Annotated in this window: 21 protein-coding genes; 12 read left to right on the top strand and 9 right to left on the bottom strand. The window is 60.2% G+C overall.

What is annotated here, in order from left to right; all coding sequences use genetic code 11:
• Positions 1–72 precede the first annotated feature (72 nt).
• From ACYX4K_RS12825 to ACYX4K_RS12805, 5 genes are all read left to right on the top strand, one after another.
• Positions 73–1,308, top strand: coding sequence for a UbiH/UbiF/VisC/COQ6 family ubiquinone biosynthesis hydroxylase (locus tag ACYX4K_RS12825; protein ID WP_475091732.1), 1,236 nt, complete (start codon positions 73–75; stop codon positions 1,306–1,308).
• A 102-nt stretch (positions 1,309–1,410) separates the two neighbouring features.
• The gene (locus ACYX4K_RS12820) at positions 1,411–2,451 is read left to right on the top strand and encodes a rhomboid family intramembrane serine protease (RefSeq protein ID WP_475091733.1); all 1,041 of its coding nucleotides are present in this window, start codon (positions 1,411–1,413) and stop codon (positions 2,449–2,451) included.
• A gap of 6 nt (positions 2,452–2,457) precedes the next feature.
• Positions 2,458–3,678: a hemolysin family protein gene (locus ACYX4K_RS12815; RefSeq protein ID WP_475091734.1), complete on the top strand. Its 1,221-nt coding sequence runs from the start codon at positions 2,458–2,460 to the stop codon at positions 3,676–3,678.
• Positions 3,679–3,768: 90 nt separating this feature from the next.
• Positions 3,769–4,065, top strand: coding sequence for a hypothetical protein (locus ACYX4K_RS12810; protein ID WP_475091735.1), 297 nt, complete (start codon positions 3,769–3,771; stop codon positions 4,063–4,065).
• Positions 4,066–4,189: 124 nt separating this feature from the next.
• Positions 4,190–4,756 (top strand): CBS domain-containing protein, encoded by a 567-nt coding sequence (locus ACYX4K_RS12805; protein WP_475091736.1) that lies wholly within the window; start codon positions 4,190–4,192, stop codon positions 4,754–4,756.
• 179 nt (positions 4,757–4,935) lie between these two features.
• Here the strand turns inward: ACYX4K_RS12805 and ACYX4K_RS12800 are convergent, their stop codons facing one another.
• Together ACYX4K_RS12800 and ACYX4K_RS12795 are read right to left on the bottom strand one after the other, a co-directional pair.
• On the bottom strand, positions 4,936–5,637 hold the full coding sequence (locus ACYX4K_RS12800; RefSeq protein WP_475091737.1) for a 2OG-Fe(II) oxygenase: 702 nt from the start codon (positions 5,635–5,637) through the stop codon (positions 4,936–4,938).
• A gap of 137 nt (positions 5,638–5,774) precedes the next feature.
• Entirely contained in the window at positions 5,775–7,556 is a 1,782-nt protein-coding gene (locus ACYX4K_RS12795) for an SLC13 family permease (protein ID WP_475091738.1), read from the bottom strand.
• A gap of 342 nt (positions 7,557–7,898) precedes the next feature.
• Between ACYX4K_RS12795 and gcvT the strand changes: the two genes are divergently transcribed.
• Together gcvT and gcvH are read left to right on the top strand one after the other, a co-directional pair.
• The gene (gene gcvT, locus ACYX4K_RS12790) at positions 7,899–8,987 is read left to right on the top strand and encodes a glycine cleavage system aminomethyltransferase GcvT (RefSeq protein ID WP_475091739.1); all 1,089 of its coding nucleotides are present in this window, start codon (positions 7,899–7,901) and stop codon (positions 8,985–8,987) included.
• Between the two features lie 78 nt (positions 8,988–9,065).
• On the top strand, positions 9,066–9,452 hold the full coding sequence (gene gcvH / locus ACYX4K_RS12785; RefSeq protein WP_043319474.1) for a glycine cleavage system protein GcvH: 387 nt from the start codon (positions 9,066–9,068) through the stop codon (positions 9,450–9,452).
• Between the two features lie 194 nt (positions 9,453–9,646).
• Here gcvH and ptsP read toward each other — a convergent pair whose 3' ends face one another.
• A complete protein-coding gene (gene ptsP / locus ACYX4K_RS12780) occupies positions 9,647–11,926 on the bottom strand; it encodes a phosphoenolpyruvate--protein phosphotransferase (RefSeq protein WP_475091740.1) in 2,280 nt (759 codons plus the stop codon).
• Between the two features lie 111 nt (positions 11,927–12,037).
• Complete coding sequence (rppH, locus tag ACYX4K_RS12775) at positions 12,038–12,721, bottom strand: RNA pyrophosphohydrolase (protein WP_476178705.1); 684 nt, start codon at positions 12,719–12,721, stop codon at positions 12,038–12,040.
• Positions 12,722–12,985: 264 nt separating this feature from the next.
• Here rppH and ACYX4K_RS12770 point away from each other — a divergent pair, with 264 nt between their 5' ends.
• Together ACYX4K_RS12770 and ACYX4K_RS12765 are read left to right on the top strand one after the other, a co-directional pair.
• Positions 12,986–13,678 (top strand): histidinol-phosphatase, encoded by a 693-nt coding sequence (locus ACYX4K_RS12770; RefSeq protein WP_475091742.1) that lies wholly within the window; start codon positions 12,986–12,988, stop codon positions 13,676–13,678.
• A gap of 125 nt (positions 13,679–13,803) precedes the next feature.
• Positions 13,804–14,955 (top strand): imelysin family protein, encoded by a 1,152-nt coding sequence (locus ACYX4K_RS12765; RefSeq protein WP_475091743.1) that lies wholly within the window; start codon positions 13,804–13,806, stop codon positions 14,953–14,955.
• A gap of 85 nt (positions 14,956–15,040) precedes the next feature.
• On the opposite strand, the gene mepK is transcribed toward ACYX4K_RS12765, so the two are convergent.
• The 5 genes from mepK to ACYX4K_RS12740 form a co-directional block, all read right to left on the bottom strand.
• Positions 15,041–15,574, bottom strand: coding sequence for a peptidoglycan L,D-endopeptidase MepK (gene mepK / locus ACYX4K_RS12760; RefSeq protein ID WP_475091744.1), 534 nt, complete (start codon positions 15,572–15,574; stop codon positions 15,041–15,043).
• A gap of 490 nt (positions 15,575–16,064) precedes the next feature.
• Positions 16,065–17,393: a L,D-transpeptidase family protein gene (locus tag ACYX4K_RS12755; RefSeq protein WP_475091745.1), complete on the bottom strand. Its 1,329-nt coding sequence runs from the start codon at positions 17,391–17,393 to the stop codon at positions 16,065–16,067.
• Between the two features lie 15 nt (positions 17,394–17,408).
• Positions 17,409–18,710, bottom strand: a complete 1,302-nt coding sequence (locus tag ACYX4K_RS12750) for a L,D-transpeptidase family protein (protein WP_475091746.1) — start codon at positions 18,708–18,710, stop codon at positions 17,409–17,411.
• Positions 18,711–19,049: 339 nt separating this feature from the next.
• A complete protein-coding gene (locus ACYX4K_RS12745) occupies positions 19,050–21,020 on the bottom strand; it encodes a L,D-transpeptidase family protein (RefSeq protein WP_476178704.1) in 1,971 nt (656 codons plus the stop codon).
• A 399-nt stretch (positions 21,021–21,419) separates the two neighbouring features.
• Entirely contained in the window at positions 21,420–22,250 is an 831-nt protein-coding gene (locus ACYX4K_RS12740; protein WP_475091748.1) for an NRDE family protein, read from the bottom strand.
• Between the two features lie 67 nt (positions 22,251–22,317).
• Between ACYX4K_RS12740 and lgt the strand changes: the two genes are divergently transcribed.
• Genes lgt through ACYX4K_RS12725 form a run of 3 tightly spaced genes read left to right on the top strand, consistent with a single transcriptional unit; the run spans position 22,318 to position 24,595 of the window.
• Positions 22,318–23,190, top strand: a complete 873-nt coding sequence (lgt, locus tag ACYX4K_RS12735) for a prolipoprotein diacylglyceryl transferase (protein WP_475091749.1) — start codon at positions 22,318–22,320, stop codon at positions 23,188–23,190.
• Between the two features lie 41 nt (positions 23,191–23,231).
• Positions 23,232–24,065 carry a thymidylate synthase gene (locus ACYX4K_RS12730; protein WP_475091750.1) on the top strand — a complete coding sequence of 278 codons (834 nt, stop codon included), beginning with the start codon at positions 23,232–23,234 and terminating at the stop codon, positions 24,063–24,065.
• Complete coding sequence (locus ACYX4K_RS12725) at positions 24,065–24,595, top strand: dihydrofolate reductase (protein WP_475091751.1); 531 nt, start codon at positions 24,065–24,067, stop codon at positions 24,593–24,595. The genes ACYX4K_RS12730 and ACYX4K_RS12725 overlap by 1 nt, the downstream gene beginning before the upstream one ends.
• Positions 24,596–24,659: the final 64 nt, after the last annotated feature.

Here is a 24,659-nt window from a genome sequence, read left to right as displayed (position 1 = left end):
GGATTCTTGGTATGACCGATGCAGCGGTCAATCGATACCTTCAAAACTCTTCATCCCGGAGACATTCTGCCTATGAACAGACAGCGAATGGACGTAACCATCGTCGGTGGTGGCATGGTGGGTATGGCGCAGGCGGCCCTGTTGGCGGTGCGTTATCCACAGTTGCGGATCTCGCTGTTGGAAGCGTCGTCGGTGGAGCCACAGGTACGGCCTGACGCCTACGACGCCCGGGTTGTGGCCCTCACCGAAGCGTCTCGGGATCTTCTGGAGGAGACCGGCGCCTGGACGCTGATCGCCGGCAAGCGCGAATGCCCCTATACCCAGATGCGAGTATGGGACGCGGAGGGTACCGGCTCGGTATATTTTGATTGCCGCGACGTGAAGTTGCCGAACCTTGGGCATATTGTGGAAAACAATGTGATCCTCGAGGCGCTGCGCCAGCGTATTGAAGAGCTCCCCAATGTGGATCTGGTCACCGGCTTCAAGCTCGAGAGCTGGTGGCGGGACTGTGGGCTCTGGCACCTGCAGGCGCGTAATCCGAATCGCGAACAGGTTGAAGGGTTGGATGAGCAGGCACCGGTACTGACCACTCGCCTGCTGGTGGGCGCAGACGGTGTGCGCTCGCGGGTGCGGGATCTGCTGCGGATCCGCACAAGCGACGTGGAATATAAGCAGACCGCACTGGTATGTGTTGCGCGCTGTGAACAATCCCATCAGAACACGGCGTGGCAGCGCTTTCTGGATACCGGTCCGCTGGCATTTCTCCCGCTATCCGGGTTGGGTGACGACCGTCACTGTGCAGTGGTCTGGTCCGCGGACGACAGTCTAGCGCGTGAGCTGGTGATGCTGGATGACAAGGCATTTGCCCTGAATCTCGAAAAGGCCTTCGAGAGCCGTCTCGGTGGTATCGAATTTGTCAGCGAGCGGTTTTCCTTTGCCCTGCGCGCCCGCCATGCGGAAGCCTATTGCGGCCCCGGTGCGGTACTAGTGGGCGATGCGGCCCACAGTATTCACCCGCTTGCCGGCCAGGGCGTTAACCTCGGCATGATGGATGCCCGGGTGCTGGCTGAAGAGGTCGGACGCGCACTGGAACGCAATATTTCACCGGCACACGCATCGGTCCTGTCTCGCTATCAGCGCCGTCGCCGCGGAGAGAATGCATCCACGTTGAAGGCGATGAGCACCTTCAAGTCTCTGTTCGGTGCCGGAGATCTGCACTGGCGCTGGCTGCGTAATACCGGTCTCAGCATGGTGGATGCGAGCCCGATGCTGAAAAAACGTATCATCATGCGCGCCATGTCCGTGTAAGTCGGTTACGCAGGATGTACCCGAAAACGCGGCGTATCAGCCGCGTTTTTTGTTAGAGTCTCTCACTCGTTTTCATGTGTATTTCCGAAATAAGGGCGCCGCTTGAGTAACTGGATAACCATCTGCGACTTCCCCCTGGGCAAAGATCTTTCACCGCTGGCGGAATTTATTCGCCGCCATCAACTGCCTCTGCGTATCACCGAGGAGAATAATGCCCAGGTAGTGGCGAGCCTGGCGCCGCAACTGGTGGACCCGATGCGGCAGCTATTGGCGCGTTGGCAGGAAGGCGCGGTAGATCTGGCTCAAGTGAACGTACATGTGCACGACGCTTCGGCGCAGGGCCCTGAGCAGGATCCGCAACGAGATTTGCCGTCGGATTCAGAGCCAGTTGCGGAATCAGCGTCGGATGTGCAGGCCCGCAGCAGTGATGGTTCGGGTGAACCGGCACCGCGAGCTTCCGCGGGGGTGATTCCACAGTGGCCGTTGCAGCAAACCCCGGTATCCCTGCTATTGATCGCGCTGTGCTTTATCGGCTGGTTCATGTTGCGCCAGGGGTGGGCGGAATCACTGATCATCTTTCCGCAGCAAACCGGGAATGTGGAGCTGCCCGGCAGTACTCTGGCAATGCATCTCGCCCGGGGCGAGTACTGGCGGCTGTGGTCGCCCGCCATGGTGCACTTTTCGATTCCCCACGCTCTTTTCAACAGCCTCGGCATATGGATTGTCGGGCGCTCACTGGAAGCGAGGGCGGGTTCTCTGTGGTTTGCGCTACTGGTATTAATCAGCGCACCAGCGGCCAATATTGCACAGTATCTCTCTTCGCCACAGAACCTGTTTGGAGGCATGTCCGGGGTGGTGTATGCGCTGATCGGCTGTGCGCTGGTGATTCAGCGCTGGCAGCCCCAGTGGCGTGATGTCCCGGGCGCACTGCTGTGGTTATCGGTGGTGTGGCTGTTGGTGTGCATGCTCGGTGTTGTGGATTACTTTATTCCCGGTGGCATCGCTAATGCTGCGCATGTGGGCGGCTTCGTCGCGGGTGTTTTCCTCGGGCTGGTTTTTTGTCTGGCCGGTGGCAGTCGGTATTTTGCGCTATTGCCACAAAACACCGATGATGCAGCAAACCACCGTCGCCAATCTTTCTGACAAGCCATGTTATTACTGATTATTTATGTCTTCGTCGCCCTGGGGTTTTCTTTTCTCTGCTCTATTGCGGAGTCGGTCATTCTCAGTGTCACCCGCCCCTATATCCGCCTGCTGGAGCGGGAGGGGCATCGCTCTGGCAAGTTACTGGGGCAGCTGAAGGACGACATCAATGCCCCGCTGGCCGCGATTCTCACGCTCAATACGGTAGCCCATACCGTCGGCGCCGCCGGCGCCGGTGCGCAGGCGGCGGCGGTGTTTGGCAGCAATTATCTGGGCATTGCCTCCGCGATTCTTACCCTGCTGATTCTGGTTTTTTCCGAAATCATCCCCAAAACCCTGGGCGCCGTGTACTGGCGCCAGCTGGCGCCGGCGACTGCCTATACGCTGCGATATCTGGTGATGGCACTGAAGCCTTTCGTGTGGTTATCGGAGTGGCTCACCCGCGGTCTTGCGCACGGCACCACATTGACCGGATTCAGCCGCGAGGAATTCGCGGTGATGGCCGAAATCGGCGAGGCCGAAGGGCAGCTGGAGAGCCGCGAGTCGAGCATCCTGCACAACCTGTTTTTCACGCTGCGTGATCACACCGTGCGCGAAGTCATGACGCCGCGCACCGTAGTGTTTTCTCTTTCCCAGGACATGACCGTGGCCAGCGCTTACGAGCAGGTGGAAAAAAGCCGCTTCTCCCGTATACCGGTGTACGAACAGGACGACCCGGATCTGGTGGTGGGCTTTATACTGAAGCAGGATCTACTGCAGGCTTATGCCCGCGGCGACCTCGAAGACTCCCTGCGCAGCCTGCGCCGGGACCTGCTGATGCTGCCGGAAACCGCACCCATCTATCAGGTATTCCACAAAATGCTGTCGCGGCGGGTGCAGATCAGTGCCGTGGTGGACGAGTACGGCAGCCTGGAAGGGCTGGTGGCGCTGGAAGATATTCTCGAAACCCTGCTGGGTGAGGAAATCGTCGACGAAGCGGATAAAACCCCGGACCGCCAGCAAGTGGCGAAACGCCTGTGGCGACTGCGTGCCAAGCGTCACGGGTTGCGTGTTGATGAGGCAGCACAGCAGGAGCAGGAAGGGGATTGGCCCCAGGAAAAACTGGAGCAGGAAGTTAAATCCCAGGTGGACAGGCTGCGAGAAGATGAGGCGCCCGCTCAGGATGGCTCGACGCCGGAGAGCGACTCCAGCGACTCCGCGGACTCCTCGGAAAAACGAAAAACCTGAACAGTTCGTCGCAAGCCCCTTGAATTACACAGCGGCAGGGCGCATAACGGATACTGAGAAAAAATTTAAACCCGTATAGAGATCTGTAGCGTGCGTTTCGGAATCCTGCTGATACTGATGCAATCCATGCTGCTCTGCGCCGAAGGCCGCGTAGAGACGGCAGGCGTGCAGCTGGATTCTGCAGACAAGGTCGTACGTGTCCTGCTACAGCGAGACGGCGAATCACCCCAAGCCGATCATGAACCTGCGGCCGTTGCCGAACAGGCCGCGCTTAATCCCCCCATTTCGGTTATCGCATCCACGATAACCTTCCCTGTACATATCTCTTCCTCGGCACGCGCTGCCCACACCATCCGCGGGCCTCCCGCCCAGCAATATATTTCTTAAATCGAATCATTTACCGAGCGGCGCCACCGGTGCCGACAGAATAATCGGGCTGCAATCGCGCGAAAAAATCGCTCACCCCGACAGCGGCAGCGTGCGCCCGAAAAAACAGAAGAGAAGTATTGCTATGAAAAAACTGGACCTGATTCCACTGGAAGATGCGGACAAACTCGTATTCCCCGAAGAGTTTCACGAGCTGAGCCTCGACTCGCCGGCACTGAAATTCGTCACCGACTTCAAAAAACACCACCCCGCCATACTCACCGCCTCCGTCTCCGCACTGGACGCCGCCCAGGTCCTGCGCACCGGCCACCTCGCCTGGGTGTTGGTCATGGACCACCGCGGCGACTTTATCGGATTGCTCACCGCCGAAGATGTTTCCTATCAGAGAGTCATGCAGCGGGTCGCCGCAGGGGAAGTGCGCGGTGAGTTGACCGTGGGCGATTTGATGCAGCGCCGCAATCATTTACAGCAAATGAAACTCGGCCAGTTAAAGGGTGCCAAAATTCGCGATGTACTGCTCGCCATGCGCCAGAGTGGACAGCGCCACTGCCTGGTTGTGGATACCGACAACCACCACGTGCGCGGTGTGATCAGCGCGGAAGATGTGAGCGCGCGCCTACATCTCGATTTCCCCATTGATCGCCCGGCGAATATGGCGGCTATGGTGCGGGAAGTGGCGGCGGTGCATTAGGTTTTAAATAGTAAATGTTGAAGCGCAGGTGCTGATACCGGGTCTACCTTGTGGGACCTTTCGCGAGAGGGACCTCGCGGAAGAGCCCCCAGGAATGGGTTGAGGGGGGCGCCTAGCTCGTGTCTCAGAAGGTTGTCCCGGCAGCAGGGCCGCCACATAAATAGATCGAGCCTCAGAGCTCAGCGGGCCGGATCAATATTCTCTCCAAGGCTGTTGTTCACCCGGAACCAGCCGGTAACGCTGTATCGGGGGCGGTGGCTGGTGAGGACTTCGTGGGGGAATTCCTCGGAAAGGAAAATCACCATCTGCCCGAATCGCGGCGCCACCTTCTCGATCACCTCTTCACTGTCCGGCGCATAGATCTGCAACTCACCGCCATCCTGTGGCTGCCAGTTCGGCGTCAGATACAGCACCGTACTCACCACCCGGTTCGTACTGCCCTTGAACGCATCCATATGCTTCTTGTAAAAACTGCCGCGGTCGTAGCGCGCATAGTGGCACTCGTAATCGAACAGCCCCAGAAATAGCCGCCGGTTCAGCCCCAGCCGCAACGTCTCCGCCCAGCTCAGATACGCCGCCACCGACGGGTTCGAACGGTCCAGCCAGAAAATCTCATCCGTACGCACAAACTGATTCAGCTGGTGCTCCTGCTCCCGGCCAATACCCGCCGCCTGAAAACGCTCCCGATCGATCGAACGGAAATGTCGCAACATCGACCCCAGCAGAGCAGGCGGCAGCGGCGCCGGCAACACGATATAGCCGGTCTCGCGCAATGCAGTGGCAATGCGATCCAGCGGGTCGTCACCATCGGGACCGCGGCGCCAGTCGCGCTCGGCAAAAGACTGCGGGAGAGCTTCCGCAATGGAAAAGGCAGCGTTCAAACAGGTTGGTTCCGCAAGGGCTGCGCGGGAGGGAGGAGCGGCGTGGTGCCGGGCGCAGCGGGTTGAACAGGGCCGACTTTATAACCCCGCCCGCGCCCCCGCGCCACAAAAATTTACCGGCACACCGGCCGGGCCCGTTACTGCCCCAGCACCAGGTTCCAGTTCGTCAGCAGGATGGTGATGGTCACCGCCCCCACCAGCAGGTTCATCGGGATACCCACCTTCAGGTAATCGGAGAAGCGGTAGCCGCCGGGCCCGTACACCATCAGGTTGGTTTGGTAACCCAGCGGCGTGGCGAAGCTGGCAGAGGCCGCCATCATCACCGCAAACATAAACGGTTCCGGGTTCAGCCCGGCGCTGCCAGTGATCTGCAGCACGATGGGCACCATGATGATCGCCGCTGCATTGTTGGTGACCATCTCCGTGAGCAGGGAGACGCACAGGTACACCAGTATCAGCATCAGCCAGGGATGACCGGAAGACAGGGAAATTACCCCCTCCGCCAGCACCCCCGCCACGCCGGTTTTTTGCAGCGCCACACCCAGGGCAAAGGAGGCTGCAATGGTAATCAGCACCGGCAGATCCAGGCTCTTCTGCGCCTGGTTCACTGAGCAGCAGCGGGTCACCAGCATGGCGCCGGCACCGATCAGGGACGCATTCAGCATGCTGATCAGACCGGTGCCCGCGGCCAGAACGATGGCGATCAGGATCAGCCAGGCGGTGAGGCCTTTTTCGTGGCGTGGGCTTTGCGCCTCCAGGTCGTTGATCAGCAGGAAGTCCTTGCTGTAGCGCTGACGCAGCACAAAACCGGGGCGTGCCTCCAGCAGCAGTGTGTCACCGGCCTTCAATTTGGTACTGCCCAGGTTGCCGGAGACTCGCTCACCCTGGCGCGCCACCGCCAGTACCGCGGCGCCGTAGCGCTTGCGGAACTGCGCATCGCGGATGGTACTGCCAATCACCTCACAGTGTGGGGAAACCACCACCTCCACCAGGCTGCGCTCCTCAAAGCCTCCCTTGAGTGCCGCCTCCTCGTGATCGTGGTCCGAAGGCACAATACCGCGCATACGCAGCAGGTCGGAAATGGCTTCGGTATCGCCGGCAAATACCAGTCGATCGCCACCACGCAGTATCTCCTCGGACCGAACCGGGGTGATTACCCGGTTGTCCCGGTCGATCTCAACCAGGTATACCCGGCGCAGCCCCCGCAGGCCCGCGTCTTCCACGGTCTGGCCTACTAACGGCCCCCTGCTGTCCACCGCCACTTCCAGGGTGAACTCCCGCAGGTTGCCAAACGGCTGCTTCTCGCGGCGATCCGGCAGCCAGCGCGGGAAAAAGATCAGCATAAACATTACGCCAACCAGTGCCGCAGGCAGGCCCACCGCAGCGATGGAGAACAGGGAAAAGCCCTCGTTGCCGGTGATCGACTGGTACTGGCCGTTGACCACCAGGTTGGTACTGGTACCGATCAGCGTCAGGGTGCCACCGAGAATGGCGCCGTAGCTGAGCGGAATCATCAGCTTGGAGGGGGGCACATCAATACGCTTGGCCCAGGCGTTCAGCGCGGGAATCATGGTGGCCACCACCGGCGTGTTGTTGAGGTAGCCGGACAGGGCCACCACCGGTGCGAAGACCCGCAACATGGCGGAGCGGGTTGTTTTGGGGCGCCCCAGCAGGTGCTTTACCAGCATGTCGATACCGCCGGAGGCGTGGATGCCGGTGGCCACTACAAACATGGCGGCGACGGTAATCAGGCCGCTATTGCTGAACCCGGACAGGGCTTCTGCCGGCGACAGGATGCCGGTAACGCTCAGCAGGGTAAGCGCGGCCATCATCACCAGGTAGGCGTGCACACGGGTAAAGATCAGTGTGGCCAGAACGGCGAAGACGAGAGACAGGGAAAACCAGCCAGACCAATCCATAGCGGGGTAAGTTATTCGGTTGATGATTGCGCAGGTGGGCCGGTGTGGCCCGCTTGACGGCTAAAGCTACTGCAAACGGTTTATCACCAAAAGTTATTTTTTCGCATATTTATATAGCGAGCAGACGATTATGCGCGGTTGGGCCCTGGGGATCTATTCGACGAAAAACCCGCCGGCGGCTGCTATTCCCCTCCAGATTATCCGGGCGAGCATATTTTTCACTGCGGCTGCTAGTCTTTGCAGAGTATCGGCATCTGGTAAGCCCTGTTGTGCCGCCGGTAGAATACGCGGCTTTCAGGCAAAAGCTCGATAGACAATAACCGACACGGGATTCAGCTCAGAATGGGAAATAAAACCGCGCTCTACGATGCCCACGTCGCCATGGGCGGCAAAATGGTGGACTTTGGTGGCTGGGATATGCCGCTGCACTACGGCTCGCAGCTGGAAGAGCACCACAAGGTGCGCAAGTCCGCCGGCATGTTCGACGTTTCCCACATGACCGTGGTGGATGTCGACGGCGAAGGCGCCCGCGATTACCTGCGCACCCTGCTGGCCAACGATGTGGCCAAGCTGGATGGCAATGCGGGTAAGGCGCTCTACACCGGTATGCTGAACGAAAAGGGCGGCGTGGTGGACGACCTGATCGTATACCTGCGCGATCCCGGCTACCGTGTAGTGGTCAACTGCGCTACCCGCGAGAAAGACCTGGCGTGGATGAATGAGCAGGCCGAGGCTTTTGAGGTAACACTGACCGAACGCCCGCACCTGGCGATGGTAGCGATTCAGGGCCCTGAGGCCATCGGCAAGGTGAAGGAAGTGCTGGGCATCGATTGGACTGCGGCGATCGACGGTCTCAAGGTATTCAATAGCGTTTCCCGCGGCGACTGGTTTGTGGCGCGCACCGGTTACACCGGTGAAGACGGCCTGGAAATCATGCTGAACAATGAAGATGCACCGGGTTTCTGGCGCGCGCTGGCGGATGCCGGTGTGGCACCCTGTGGTCTCGGTGCGCGGGATACCCTGCGCCTGGAGGCGGGTATGAACCTGTACGGCCACGAGATGGACGACGATACTTCGCCCCTGCAGGCGAATATGGCCTGGACTATCGCCTGGGAACCGGAAGACCGCCAGTTTATTGGCCGTGAGGCGCTGGAGCGGGAAAAAGCCGCGGGTGTGGAAAACAAGCTGGTGGGCCTGGTGCTGGAAGAACGCGGTGTTCTGCGCGCTGGTCAGCAGGTTGTGGTGGACGAGAGTGATCGCCGCGGTATCATCACCAGCGGCACTTTCTCTCCGACCCTGGGTTTTTCCATTGCGATGGCCCGGGTGCCGGTGACGGTAGGTGATACCGCACAGGTGGAAATCCGCAAGAAGTTGATTCCGGTGCGGGTGGTAAAACCGAGTTTTGTGCGCAACGGCAAGTCGCTGGTGTGAGCACGCGGTTGGGCTTTTGGCCTGACGAATGGATACACTGTTTACAGTATTTTTTGAGCTTATTTGAGGGAAGAACCCATGAGCGAGATTCGCAGCGAACTGAAATACGCTTCCAGCCACGAGTGGGCGCGTCTGGAAGAAGATGGCACTGTTACCGTGGGCATCAGCGATCACGCCCAGGATGCACTGGGTGATGTGGTTTACGTTGAAACTCCGGAAGTGGGTCAGACGGTGTCTGCCGGTGAAGAGGCCGGTGTGGTTGAGTCGGTGAAGGCGGCGAGTGATATCTATGCGCCGATTTCCGGTGAGGTGATTGCGATCAACGAAGCACTGGAAGACGAGCCGGAAACCGTGAACTCCAGCCCGTACGACGACGGTTGGTTCTTCAAGATCAAGCCGAGCGATGAGAGCGAGCTGGAAAAGCTGCTGGACGCGGACGCGTACAAGGCAGAGAACGACGACTGATCACAGTCTTCGACTCCGCAAACAAAAACGCCGGGCAATTGCCCGGCGTTTTTCGTTCTGAACTGGTTTAGTGGCGGCGCGGCTACCGTGTATAGCCTTGCGAGACACGCCGTGAACCCATCCATGGGGGCTCTTCCGCGAGGCTATACACGGTATCCACACCTGCGCATTTCGCATTGTGCCAATCTACTGAATTACGAATCTGAACTCGCTTCCGCTTTCTGCGGCTGCACCAACCCGCCAATCCCAAGATCCTGCAAATATCCGTGCAGTTTTTCTTCAATCTGCTCCGGACTTTCCATGGTCAGTATCTGTTGCAGCAACCGATCGAGATCGGATTTGTTCACTTCCCGCAATGCGGCTTTTACCCGTGGCAGGTTAGTGGCGTTCATGGAGAGGACGTCGTAGCCCATGGCCACCAGCAGCAGTGCGCCGCCCGGGTCTCCCGCCAACTCACCGCAAATACCCACCTTGGTGCTGGTTTCGTGGCAGGCGGTGACCACCTGCAGCAATGCCTGCAGTACCGAGGGGTGGAAGCTGTGGTAGATGCTGGCAACACGGCTGTTGTTGCGGTCTACGGCGAGTAGGTACTGGGTGAGGTCGTTGCTGCCCACGGACATGAAGTCGACACGCTTGGCCAGTTCGCGGGCCTGGTACACCGCGGAGGGGACTTCGATCATGATGCCGAGCGGCGGGCGCTTGATGGCGTAGCCTTCGTCGATCAGTTCGTCGTAGGCGCGGTTGACCAGTTTGCGCGCGGCTTCCACTTCGCTGACGCCGGTGATCATCGGCAGCATGATGCGCAGGTTGTCGAGCCCGAGGCTCGCTTTCATCATGGCGCGCACTTGTCCCAAAAAAATCTCCGGGTGGTCGAGGGTGACCCGGATGCCGCGCCAGCCGAGGAAGGGGTTGGTTTCCTCGATGGGGAAGTAGGTGAGGGCTTTGTCGCCGCCGATATCCAGGGTGCGCATGGTCACCGGGCGCGGGGCGAAGGCCTGCAGCTGTTCCCGGTAAATCTCCCGCTGCTCTTCTTCTGAGGGGAAGCGGTCGCGCAGGAGGAAGGGGACTTCGGTGCGATAGAGGCCGACACCTTCGGCGCCGCGTTCCAGGGAGCGCACGACATCTGCCATCAGGCCGGTGTTGACCCACAGGCGCACCCGGTGGCCGTCGGCGGTTTCCCCGGGCAGTTTGGCGAGGTGATCGAGGTTGCGCGCCAGTTCGCGCTCTTCGGCGACGATGGCTTCGTAGTGGCGGCGGAGCTCGGGGCCCGGTTGCAGGTGCAGGTCGCCGCGGTAACCGTCGACGATCATGTCGACGCCGTCGATCTGCTCCCAGGGCAGTTCCTGGGCGCCCATTACCGCGGGCACGCCCATGGCGCGGGCGAGAATGGCGACGTGGCTGTTGGAGGAGCCCTTTACCGAGACCAGGCCGGCGAGCTTTTCTCGCGGTACGTCGGCGAGTACCGAGGCGGTCAGCTCCTCGCCAATCAGAATGGTGTTGGTCGGGTAATCCCGCTGGCTCTGTTCCTGCTGGCGCAGGTGCATCAATACTCGCGCGCCCAGGTCGCGCACATCGGCGGCGCGGTCGCGGAAGTAGGAGTCGGACATGGCCTCAAAGCGCCGCACATGCTCCAGCATGACTTCGGCCCAGGCGCGGCTTGCGGTGAGCTTCTGGCGAATGCGCTCACACACCTCGACGGCGATGGAACTGTCGTCGAGCATGCTGATATAGGCGTCGAACAGGGCGCGCTCTTCTTTGTTCAGGTCGTTCTTGAGGCGCTCGCCCACTTCGCGGATTTCACTGCGGGCCGCGGCCAGGGCCTGCTGGAACAGGGCCAGTTCCGCATCCACATCCATCGAACAGGCGAAGGGCACTGTGGCCAGGTTGGCCGGTGGCGCGACGATATGTGCGCGGCCGATGGCTATGCCTGGGGACGCGGCGAGGCCGGTAAATTTGGCCTCGTTGCGCTGCTGGCCCATGGTGGCCAGGGCGCCGGTGGCTTCGGCGTGGGCGATCACACCGGCAAGCTGGGCAGACAGGGTGACGAGGAAGGCTTCTTCACCCTCGTCGAAGCGGCGGCGTTCGGCCTGCTGCACCACGAGTACACCAAGTACGTTGCGGTGGTGAATGATGGGGGTGCCGAGAAACGCGGAGAAGCGCTCTTCCCCGGTGGCGGGAAAGTACTGGTACGCGGGGTGGGCCTCGGCGTGTTCCAGGTTGATGGGTTCCTCGCGGGTGGCCACGTTGCCCACCAGGCCTTCGCCGGGCGCCATATGCACCTGGCCCACAGAGTCCTGGTTGAGGCCCTCGGTGGCCATCAACACATAATTGCCGGAGTGTTTGTCGCGCAGATAGACCGAGCAGACCTTGGTCTGCATAACATCGCGCACCCGCCGGACAATGATATCCAGCGCCGAGGGCAGGTCCCGTGCGGTGTTTACTTCCTGAACAATACTGCGCAGTGATCCGAGCAAAATGGCTTTCCTCGCCGAATTTCCACGCCGGTCTGATGCCGGCGTCGTCGCTGCTGAGCGCGCTCCCGGGGGCGGGGCCTGGATCTTTGTCGGGGCACCGCCTGGGCGGGGTTACTGGTCGCGCTTCAGCCAGCGTCTTTCCAATTGTATTTGTGTGGGCGCCAGCTCTGTAAGGGCGCGCCGGTAGACCTCTCGTTTGAAGGTCACCACTTTGGTCAGCGGGTGCCAGTAACTCACCCACCGCCAGTGATCAAATTCTGGCTTGTAGCCATTATTGAAACTGATGTTGCTTTCCTCGGCGTTCAGCTGCAACAGGAACCATTTTTGCTTCTGGCCGATGCACAAAGGTTCCGAGCGCCGCCGTACTAGCCGGTGCGGAAGGCGGTAGCGCAGCCAGCCACGGGTGCTGCCGAGCAGGGTCACCTGGCTGCGGGTCAGCCCGATTTCCTCATACAGCTCCCGGTACAGCGCCTGTTCCGGGGATTCGCCGGGGTTAATGCCCCCCTGCGGGAATTGCCATGCGTCCTTTCCGCCTACCCGGCGCGCCCAGAGAGCCTGGCCGCGCTCATTCAGGACAATGATGCCGACATTGGGGCGGAAGCCCTCGCTGTCGATATTGCTGTCGTTGTCCGAAGTCGTACCAGATGATTCCGCAGCGGCTTTGCGTTGGGACTTGCCGCCGCTGGGGCGGTCATTGCGCGCGGAAGATCTGGCGGGTTTGCGGCGGTGCTTACGCCCGGCGGGTGTCTGCTTGCCGTCGCCCAAAATACCGTCCTCAATTTTGTCGGTGCACAAATCGTCAAGGGGGAGTAACCCCAGCGCACCATAATGTCCTGCATTGTTCCACAGGGACCGGTTTACGGCAATTCAGTGAGATGGTCGATGTAACGTCTTGGTGGGCAAGGTAAAATCTCCCGCCCTGAATCAGGGGCGGCAAACAATGGAAGTGGTACCTCCGTCCGCACCAGGGTGTGAACGGGTCTGAATTTGGCGTAAAAAATTCCATCGCAGGGCAACCTGTGCGCCACCGGTGCCCTATAGTCAACTAAGGAGATTTCTGTGCAGCTGGCGATTTTTGATCTGGACAACACCCTGATCGGTGGCGATAGCGACCATGCTTGGGGCGAATTTCTGGTCGAGCGTGATTGTGTGGATGGCGAGCGATTCCGCAGTGAGAACGACCGCTTTTATCGGGATTACCAACAGGGCGCGTTGGATATCTTCGCGTACCTGTCGTTTGCCCTGGAGCCTCTGGCGCAACTGTCCCGGGGGCAACTGCAGAATCTGCAGCAGGAATTCATGCGAGAAGTCATCGGTGATATCTGGTTGCCCCATGCGGAAACACTGATCCAGAAACACCGCGATGCTGGTCATCACATCATGATCATTACCGCTACCAATCGCTTCGTGGTGGAGCCGATCGTCGATCGTCTGAAAGTGGACTCCCTGCTGGCGACCGAGCCCGAAGAGGTGGACGGCAAGTTTACTGGTCAGGTGGCCGGTCAGCCCTGCTTTCAGGAGGGTAAGGTGGTGCGGCTGCAGCAGTGGCTGGACGCGCACCCGCAATACGCCGAGGGTGAGAAATGGTTTTACAGCGACTCCATTAATGACTTGCCGCTCCTGCAGCAGGTCGAGTTTCCCGTGGCGGTCGATCCCGACAACCGCTTGCGCGAGGAGGCCATCGCCCGCGGCTGGAAAATCATCAGTCTGCGCGGCGAACAAGAAGATTTTGCCAGTGCTCTGGAATGGTAACCCGGCGGGCTATCGTTATCGGAGTGCCAATCGAAATGTATTAATACACAGGGTATCAGGGTTTGTTTGAACAGCTAAAAAACGCAGTATCTCAAGGGGTGCGATTCCGGGGGTCTTTGGCGCTGATGCTCAGCGGTGTGCTGGTATTGGGTAGTGGCTGCGAAAGAAAGCCTGCACAAACCATTGAGGAAGCCGAAGTGGCTCCCGCGCCGACACAGGCGGTGAACGAAGCTGCTGCCGGCGCCTATTCCGCGGAGTATTGGGGAGCTGGGCAGGCGCAGGTTATCGATGCGCAGGCGGCGGCCCAGGCTCTGGAGCGGGCAGTGGCGCAGTTGTTGATGACACCGACCGAGGATCACCTCGAATCGGCCAAGCTGGCGTGGCTGGATGCTCACCGGGAATTTGCCGCGTCCATGCCATTTATCGAGGTGGCATTTGCACCGCCGCCCCTGCAGCAACAGGGGAAAGACCTGTTGCTGGCGCTGAATAGCTGGCCGGTGCAGGCGGGGTATCTGGACACGGTGCCGGGTTACTCCACCAGCGGTATCGTCAATGACACGGCCATCGAGCTGACACTGGCGAACCTGCGCAAGCAGCACCGGCTCACCGCGCATGAAGAGGCGAGTACCGGCTTCCACGCATTGGAAATTATGTTGTGGGGACCGACCGGCGAGCGCTCCGCTGAGCAATTTACCGAATCCAGTGGTGGCGAAGAACCGAAGGCACAGGCCTCTAATCGACGCAGGGAGCTGACCCGGTTGATTTCTCAAGGTATCAGTGAAGATCTGGCTCAGCTGGCCAATCGCTGGCCGGTGACTGCCAACGATCTGTCCCAGCCTTACCTGGCGCGAGATCCGGTGGCGCGTCTGCAGCGGATTCGAGCCGCGCATATCGACCTGCTGCGGAATCAGGTGTTGCCGCGTATTCCGGAGAGTTCCGAAAGCGATGTAGAAAGTGGCTTGGCGGCGAATTCCAAGCAGGCATTACTGGCGATGCTGCGCAATGTTCAGGTTGCCTGGTTGCCGGGAGCTGGCAGCGGCCTCGCAGATCTGCTGCTGGATCGCCATCAGACGATGGCACTTGCGGAAACCTTTGGTCGGCTGGAAGAGCGGCTGCTGAAGATGGAAGATCCGATCGAACTGGCAGCCCCGACAGAACTCCAGCGCAGCCGCCAACAGGTTGAAAAACTGATGGGGCTTATATCCGGAGATACCCAAGTCCCCGCGGCCGAAGAAGAAATGACACCGGTGAGCGTGACGATACCGGCAGAAGACTGAGCAAACGTCCAGACGCGAAAAACCCAGGCAGTGCCTGGGTTTTTCGGTTTTTGCCCTGCCTGATTTCAGGTAGGTATGCCGCTGATTACCAGCGACGTACCGGGCCGGTGTCCACGTGTACGAAGTTACTCTTCGGGTAGTAACCCACACCACCTGCTTTCAGGTTGATGGCAGCCTGGCGCAGTTTGGACAGAGATACACCCGGCATGCGGATGTCCAGAGCCATACCACGGGTGTGGTAGCTGCGTCGTGCCACACCGCGGCCTGCTGCGCGGAGCTTGGCGTTGGTTTTGGGAGAGCGGTATCCGGAGATAATCTCGATCTCACCGTTGTAGTTCAGTTTTTCCTTAAGCTTGTACACGATGTCGAACAGTTTCGGGTCCATGCGCGTTACCTCATTGGCGCGGTGGTCGCGCAGCAGTCGGTTGAACTGCTTGAGGCCGCTGCTATCGTAGTCGCCATCCGCCCAGTAGGCGGTGCTCAGGCGTTCACCGGTGTGCAGGTTGCGCATTTTCAGATTGCGCGACTTGCCCACTTTTGCCATAGCGGGGCCGGCCGAAACCGCCGCCGCGGTAGCTGCAGAAACTGCTAAAAACCTGCGTCTGGAAAGTTCTTTCATACCCTGTTACCGCCTTTGGTGTCTGAGTGAGTTGTGCCCTTGGGGGCCTCTAGTCTTCGAGTGGCTTCCGGTGTCTCTCGCGATGTCTGCACTGTATAAAAAATAATCTTTGGTTACAAACTGATCGCCTCTGATAACAAATTGATCAAAAAATAACCTGGCTATTTTTTTCTAATACACTAGGCGGCTCGGACTTATTTTGCCTACTCACCTCCGGGAACCTTTAAAAATATGGTGACAGCGTTGTCATTAATGGGAAATTATTTTTCTGTGACTTGCGGGTTTCGGGTACAGGGTTTTCAGTTGGGTGGTGGATGCTTATCCGACGGAACCGGCTGGTTGCGCGCGTGCAAGGGGAGGTTCGCGTCGCAATCGGGTGTTTCTCGGTGCATTTTGAGCGGTTTTTGGGGCGGGCCGGTATCGGAGGCTGCGTGCGCGGGGAGGTATATTGACCTCCCCGCTGGCAGTGACTGACTGGGCGTTCTGAGTGCTAGCGGTCCCGGTGGTAGATGTCCGGGCGGAACTGTACCTGGCCGATGGCGTCCACCCAGGCCGTCAGGTAGGCAATAAAGAGTCGCGGCGGGTTGTCCACCTTGATGGTGACAGATTCGTCGCCGGTGGTTGCCTGTGCAACCCGGGTGCGGTCCCAGCCCTGTTTGCCCAGGAGTGCATAGGCCAGTTCTTCCGGTTGTTGCAGGCGGATACACCCGTGACTGAAGGCACGGTGGCGCAGTTCGAACAGGCTCTGGGCCTGGGTGTCGTGCAGGAAAATGGCCTGCTTGTTGGGAATCACAAACTTCACCCGCCCGAGGGTATTCCCCGGGCCGGCGATCTGGCGCAGGGTGGCCTTGCCTCGAGCGGCACTTTCGATGCTCTTATCGTTGATCGGCGTGGTGGTGTTACTGCCGTATTTCACCACCCGGTAACCGCGCTTGTGCATGGCTTCCGGAAAATTGCGCGCTTTCGGTAGCAGATCGGTGAGCAGGATACTGCGGGGCACGGTCCAGGTTGGATTGAATACCACCGATACCACTTTGGTCGTCAGGTCCGGGGTGCGTTTGCTGCTTTTGCCCACCACGGTTTTCATGGAGAGCACAACCCGCTGCTGGTCGATCAGTTGCAGCTGGAAGTCTGGGACATTGACCAATATGTAGCGGTTGCCGGGCTTGGCGGGTAGCTTTTCCCAGCGCTCGGCATTGATCTCGAGTTTGTTGGCCAGCTCCTGCGGGGGGTGTGACAGCGCGTGCAGTGTTGCCGCGTCCGCGCGACCGGTAGCCTCCATGCCATGGCGACGCTGGTAGCTCTCAACCGCGCGCTGGAGGCCTGCGTCGTAACGGTCTGAAACGTCGCTTTCCACAATCACGGGCCCCAGTGCCCCTTGGTAATCGCCGTACTGGCTCAGGATCTTGCGCAGTTGCGCGACCCGCGGGCCCTGGTCACCGGGGCGTAGCGGTGCGCCCTGTGCAATCGGTTGCCAGTGGTTGGCAATTTCGCGATATCGCGCGGCCTGTTCACGCAGCGCGGCGGCGGTGGTGGCAAAGTCGATGGCGCGACCGGCGTTCTCGTCGGTGTGCTGTGTATCTGCTTTCGGTTCCTCAGGGGCCACACCGGGCTGATTTTCCTGCTGTGGCTGCTGCAGGCTTTGCTCGGTTTCTGCCGGAGGCGCCGGCTCGGCCATCTGTGCGATAGCGTAGAGCGGTAACAGGGCGCAGAAACTAACCAGTGCCAGCGTCTGGCGCGGTTGTACGGCCCAGTCCCGCAACCCTGATCGCTGCCGGCACTTCGACTTGATGTGCTTGCTGTAGTCGTCGATATGCATGGTTGCCCCCAGTTCTCATTCGGCATTTAGCTGGTCACGCTGGTATATGTCCGGCCGAAAGTTCAGCTGTCCTTCTTCGTCCACCCAGGCGGTCCAGTACACGATATGCACGGGGATCGGCTGCTCGAGTGCGACGGAGCGTGTGCGACTTCCAGTGGTGTAGCGCGCCAGACGATCGCTATCCCATTTGCCGGGTTGGCTTTGCTGGGCGAGAACAATGCGGGCTAGTTCGTCAGGTTTTTCCAGCCGCACACAGCCGTGACTAAAAGCGCGTTGGCTGCGCCCGAAAAGGTTTTTTTTCTGCGTATCATGGAGGAATATGGCCTGCTGATTTGGAATCACAAACTTGAACCGCCCCAGTGCATTGCCGGCTCCACCGCGCTGCTGGAGCGCGATGCTACCCAGGCGCAGTGCGCGCAGGTTGGCGCCGCTGAAAGGGACCGATTTGCCGCGGTTGTTAATCAGTCGATAGCCCCCCGCAGACAGGTTGCCGGAGCCTTTGGGTAACAGCTCACGCACGGCGATATTGCGCGGCACCGTCCAGGTAGGGTTGAACACGACCCGGGTGAGGCGGGTGCTCAACTGGGGTGTCTGGTGCTCGGTTTTGCCGACCACCACGCGCATGCGGTATTGCTCTTCCTCGCCGTCCATCAGGCGCAGGGTGTACTCGGGAATATTGACCAGCAGGTAGCGCGGCCCCAGGTCCTTCGGCATCTGTTGCCAGCGCTGGAGATTGGCTTCCAGCGTGGCCAGGCGTTTGGCCGGTGGTGTGTTGAGGGCGTTGCGGGTGTGGGTATTGACGATTCCATCGGCGCGCAGGCCGTGGCGGCGCTGGAAGCGCTTCACGGCATTGCGTACCTGCTGATCGTAGAGGTCCGCCGGGTTCTTGGTGGCACTTGTATCCTGTTGCTTGTCGAGGCTGCTACCGGACATATCGTCGACCAGGGCCAGGTCTCCATACTGCATCAGCAGGCTGCGCAGGACCCTGACGCGCTCGTCGCGCATGCCCGGCGCCAGGGCCTGGCCAGAAGGCAGCGGTTGCCAGTCCTCACCCGCACTGAGGGCCCGGTAGCGCGCAAGTTCTTCGCGCATCAGCGCATACTGGCGTCCATAGGGGGTGAAAGGGCTGTAGGGTGTGAAAGAGTCTGTTTGGTCCGCTTTTTCTGTTTTTTGCGCTGGCCGTTTACTTTCGATTTGCTGCGAGCCGGACTGCTGTTCCCGTGCCGGTACCTCTTCGTCCATCGCCAGAGCATCGACGGACAGCGACAGAACCATCGCTGCGCCAATGCTGGCTGGAATTCCCAACTTGCTACCCATCTCTGACCCCTGTCGCTGTCGGGACTAAGGATTCAGCCCCGTAAACCACTCAACCTTCGGCGCGCGCGGCTGCGCGCAGTGTCTTAATTGGTAATTTGTGACTGGATTGGCGCCAAATACGATTGGGGTATGCCGCGGGGGGTTCTCGGGATCTTTCGGAATATGCTCGGTGAGCACTGGGCTGTGAGGGGGTGGCGCGCGGGTCGGTATTGGTGGCAGTGGGGCGGTTGGCAGGAGAAAGGGGCCGGGTGGTTCCTCCACCCGGCAATTCAGTGGGCAGTGAGAGAAGTCGGACGCAGGGCGGTGAGTGGTGGCACCGCCTGCGGTTGTGGAGTGCGCTTAGAACTGGTTTGCGGCGAGGCCATCTTTGCCGTAGATATCCGGGCGGAAGTTCATGCGCCCTTCGCCGTTTACCCAGGCTGTCCAGTAGGTCAGATACACCTTCACATTCTTGCTCATGCGCACCTCGGTAGTGTTGTCACCGGTGGTGAGCTGCTCGATGCGATAGCGGCTCCAGTCGCCGGGCTCGTCCCGCAGCAGCACTTCGGCCAGCTGGCGCGGTTTCTCCAGGCGCACACAGCCGTGGCTGTAGTCCCGATCGGTGAGGCTGAACAGGCTCTTGGCACGGGTGTCGTGCAGGTAGATATCGTCGCCATTGGGGATCTCGAACTTCACCCGGCCGAGGATATTCTGCTCGCCACCCTTCTGGCGCATAAGGAAGCCGCCAGCCGCCGCGCGCTTCAGGTTCTGGGAGTTCAGCGGCAGGTATTCACCACTGCCATTGACCACCCGGTAACCCATGTTTTCCATGCCGTGCGGGTTGGCCCGGGCCTTGGGCAGAATCTCGTTCACCAGGATGCTGCGAGGCACGGTCCAGGTGGGGTTGAAGACCACGCGGGCGACACGGGTATTGATTTCCGGTGTCTGGTGAATCTTCTTGCCCACCACCACGTTCATGGAGAGCTTGATGCGATCTTGCTCCACATAGTTGAGGCTGTACCCGGGAATGTTCACCTGGATAAAGCGGTCCCCCAGGTTGGCCGGCAGTTTTTCCCGGCGGCGGATATTGGCCTCGATAATGTGCGCACGGGCGGAGGGCGAGATATTCATGCGCTGGCGAGTCTGCTTGCCAACGATACCATCGGGCTTGAGGCCGTGGCGTCGCTGGAAGCGCACTACCGCATCGTGCAGGCGCTGGTCAAAGCGGTTGCTGTTGGTCTCGCCACCGTAGCTGTAATAGTCCCCGTACACCGACAACAGGTTGCGCAGGTGGATTACATTCGCGTGCTTGGCACCGAGGGTCATTGCCGGGCCGGCGGGAAGCGGGCGCCACTGGCCGGATGCGGCCATGTTGCGGTAGCGGGCCAGCTCCTGGCGCAGGGCCTGGGCATCGCTGCCGAACGGGGTGTTTTCCTCCCGGTACATCCCCTCACCGTGGGACGGTGTCAGGCCCGAACCTTCCTCGGACAGGTTGCGGAAGCGCGGCATCACGCGGGGGTAGGACTGTGGATAGCTGCGGGTGGAGTAGCGCGCACTGTGGCTGGTGCCGTAGCGCGAGCCGCTGCTGTACACCCGGCCTTGCTGGCCTTGAGAGGAGCGCTGGGTGTAGTAGCGAGAACGGTCTACGGACTGGCCACCGCGGTTGTAGCCGCGGAAGTACTGGCGGCCACTGTCGTTGGCTGCATAAAGCGTCGGGGCTGCCCTGTCGATGAGGTCTTCGGTGCCGGCGCTGGCCATCTGGAAGCCGCCCTCGGTCAGGTTGACTGGGGTGATGTCCTTCTTGCGCAGACGCAGGCGGGGTTGCTGCTCCGGGGCCTGTGGACGCAACTTGTCCAGCTGAGTGTCCTGGGCGTAGGAGATAAACGCGTCGGTGAGCAGCACATCGAGCACCGCGGCCATTTGCAGGCGCTGCGGGGTATCGCGCAGGGTGCGGTCGAAGTAGCCCAGGTGATAGCGGTAATCCACCATGCTGCTGGGGTTGCCGGAGCTGGATGCGGTGAGCTGCTTGAGCAGATCGTTCGCGGTGTCGCTCAGGCTGTAGTTATCGAACCACAGCAACCGGTAGTCGGTGCGGCGATAGATACGGCGCACCGCCACCGGGTTGAAGATGGGGTCCTGAGCGGGCCAGGCGTCAGGGTTGCTCTCCAGCCAGTTCACCAGGTGTGGGCGCACGGCATTCTCCGGCAGAACCGGGACCGTTTTCTGATTGGCAGTGAAAGCGTAATAGAGGGCGAACACGCACAGGCTGCCGAGAAAAATCAGCGGCAGCGGTGATTTGCGTTTGCGACGCTCTGGAATGAAATATGACATGGTACCTCAGCGATACTGCAGGGCGCCGGTTTACAGTGCGGAAGCCGGGGCCCGATCGTTCATACCTTCCCAACCTTCGGCGCACCTATCCACATCAAATCGCCAGAACGAATTCCGGCGACGGCGCACCTTAGCCGAGCATCCCGCGCGACCTTCCTTTTATTAAAGCGGGTACCGAGAACGTCGCCTTGCGCGTTTCTCAACATCCGCCTGCCTGTGAATTTAAGTATGGCAACAAATGCGAAATTTGCTTGGCGTTGGAATCATTTAACCTTAGGTTGCTGGCGCGCCTCGCGTTAGGCCGCAAACCGGTGGGGTAGATTGGCGTCAGGCTGGCGCATTTTGAGGCGTGGACGGGGACCTGGACCTGAACTGCGGAACACGGTCACGGCTGCCGGGTCATGCCGCCGGCAGGTGGAAATAAGCGGGGGACCCACTGACCCGTCCGTTGAGGTAGGCCTGTTCCCAGAATTGCACATCGCCGTCGGTGTCGACGGCGACCAGTGAGCTTACCCGGGTACCGTAACCGGCCGTCAGTGAACTGCCCGGTAGCGTATCGTCTGCGTCGATTCGTACGAAAATCGATGACAGGGCGGACTCCATTGCCCGGCCAACACCGGTGTCCGGCAGCTGAGTGGCAGGCCCCCGCCGGGTGTCGGCAAGCAGTGCCAGAGCCGGGGAAACGAAATTGCCCCGGTCCAGTGATGCGGGTAGCGCCGCAACCAGCTCGGACAGGGCCTGGCAACCACGAGTGACCTTGGGCCATGGAGCATCCGGTGCCCCATTGGAAATACCGTGCACGCCCGGCGGCATGGCAAATGGCTGGTGGCGGTTGCCCGCGCAGATCAGAGGCTTGTCAGCTGATTCCAGGAGTGACGCGTCGAAGAGAAGGGCGTTGAAGCCCCGGTACCGCTCCCCGGCAATATTCCGGGCGAAGGACTCCGGCGCCTGGTCACTGGCAAGGAAGTTGACCGGAATCTCTCCGCGAGACAGGACATCTCGCGGTTCGGGCATCTGCGGCTCCCGCACATTGGTTACCGCGGCCACCCTGCCACCCGTCGAGACCCCCAGCCAGGTGCCACCTGCTTCCAGGTCCCGGCCCGCGGTAATCCGGCCGTCCGGCCAGTGGTGCGCGGACTCGGTAGCGCGGGAATAGAATTCGTCCCGGTTGGCGAGAATCAGCAGGGGAAATCGGGGGTGTTGCCCATAGGCAATCAACAGCAGGCACATGTCAGCTCGCAATCGTCATTTTGTCAGTGCCATAATAACGCCCAATTTTACCAACCGCGGTTTCAGCATGCTGACGTACCCCGAGATCGATCCCGTCGCATTGGCCATTGGGCCACTCAAGATTCACTGGTATGGACTGATGTACCTGGCTGGCTTCGCCGCCGCCTGGTGGCTGGCCATGCGCCGGGCACAGAAGCCCTGGTCGCCGGTAATCAAGTCGGAGGTGGAGGACCTGATTCTGTTCTGTGCCATCGGCGTGGTGGTAGGCGGGCGCCTCGGCTACATGTTCTTTTATAACTTCAGCGAGTTGCTGGCCCACCCTCTCAGCCTGTTCAAGGTGTGGGAAGGGGGTATGAGTTTCCACGGCGGCCTGATCGGCGTGATGCTGGCGGCCACCATCTATGCCCGCAAGATCGGCACGACCTTCCCGGCACTGATCGATTTCGTGGCGCCGCTGGTACCCATCGGCCTCGGTCTTGGCCGTGTCGGTAACTTTATTGGGCAGGAGCTGTGGGGCCGCGAGACTGATGGCCCCTGGGGTATGGTATTCCCCCGTGACCCGGAGCTGCTGGTGCGCCACCCTTCACAGCTGTATCAGGCCTTTCTCGAGGGGCTGGTGCTGTTTGTGGTTTTGTGGATTTACTCCAGCAAGCCGCGTCCGCGTCTGGCGGTAGGCGGTCTGTTTGTCCTCCTGTATGGCGTTTTCCGTTTCCTGGTGGAATTCGTTCGTCAGCCGGATGTGGGTATCGAAGTGATGTTTGGCTGGCTCACCCGCGGCCAGTTACTGTGCCTGCCGATGATTGTCGGCGGAATCCTGCTCCTGATCTGGAGCTACCGCACCCAGCCGCTGCCGGAGGGGCGCGGTCAGGGTGAAGAGCCCGAATCCAAGCCCGAGACCAGCAAAAGTGCCGGCAAACTGAAAAAGAGTGCGGCCAAATAATGGCCCACTCACTGGTATTCGATTTAAAGACCTGTATATAGATGAAGCAATATCTCGACCTGATGCGCCACGTGCGCGACAACGGCACCCTCAAAAGCGACCGCACCGGTACTGGCACCCGCAGCGTATTTGGCTATCAGATGCGCTTCGACCTTGCCGAAGGATTCCCGCTGATCACCACCAAGAAATGTCATTTGCGCTCCATCATTCACGAGCTGCTGTGGTTCCTCAAGGGCGATACCAATATCGCCTACCTGAAGGAGAGCGGTGTGCGCATCTGGGACGAGTGGGCGACGGAAGAGGGGGATCTGGGGCCGGTGTACGGCTATCAATGGCGCTCCTGGCCCACGGCCGACGGCCGTCATATCGACCAGATCAAGGAGCTGGTTCACCAGCTAAAGACCCGCCCGGATTCCCGCCGACTGATTGTCAGTGCCTGGAACCCGTCGGATCTACCGGATGAAGGCGTTTCGCCAAGCGACAACGCCCGCGCCGGCAAGATGGCACTGGCGCCCTGTCACGCCCTGTTCCAGTTTTATGTGGCGGACGGCAAACTGTCCTGCCAGCTGTACCAGCGCAGCGCCGATATCTTTCTCGGTGTGCCTTTCAATATCGCCTCCTATAGTCTGCTGACGCTGATGCTGGCGCAGGTCTGTGGCCTGGAGCCGGGGGATTTCGTGCACACCTTTGGTGATGCGCATCTCTATTCCAACCACGCAGAGCAGGTGGAGCAGCAGCTCGCCCGCGAGCCACTGCCGCTGCCGCAGATGGTGCTGAACCCGGATGTCAAAGACCTGTTCGAGTTCCGTTTCGAGGACTTCGAGCTCAAGGGCTACGAAGCCCACCCGCATATTCCGGCACCGGTGGCAGTCTGATGGCGGCGGACGAGATCTCGATCGAAACTCCGGTCGCCATGATTGTGGCGATGGCGCACAACCGGGCCATTGGCCGCGGAAATGCACTGCCGTGGAAAATCTCCGGGGATCTGCAGTTCTTCAAGCGCACCACCCTCGGCAAGCCTGTGGTGATGGGGCGCAAGACCTTCGAATCCATCGGCCGACCGCTGCCCGGGCGCCTGAACATCGTGATAACCCGCAATAGCGACTGGCGCGCAGACGGCGTTGAAGTGGTTAGCTCTCTAAATTCGGCCCTGAAATTGGCAGATCGCGCTGCAAAAGAAGTGGGGCAGGGGGAGTTGATGGTGATCGGCGGCGCCGAGATCTATCGCCAGGCGCTGCCACTGGCCCGTCGGCTGTATATCACCGAGGTGGATGCGGAAGTGGAGGGAGACGCCTTCTTCCCCGAGTTCGGCAATGGCTGGCAAGAAGTCGCCCGGGACTGTTACCCGGCCTCGGAACGGGATGAATACAACTACTGCTTAGTCCAGTACGACAGGTTTATTTAAAAACAATTTGACCAAAAAATGCTCTTTCGGGTAGGGTTGGTCAAATGTTGCACAGTGTAGATCG

It is taken from the genome of Microbulbifer sp. ABF4_107 (assembly GCF_056312215.1).
Note: the sequence above shows the minus strand (reverse complement) of the source record. Positions and strands in the feature narration are given on the sequence as shown.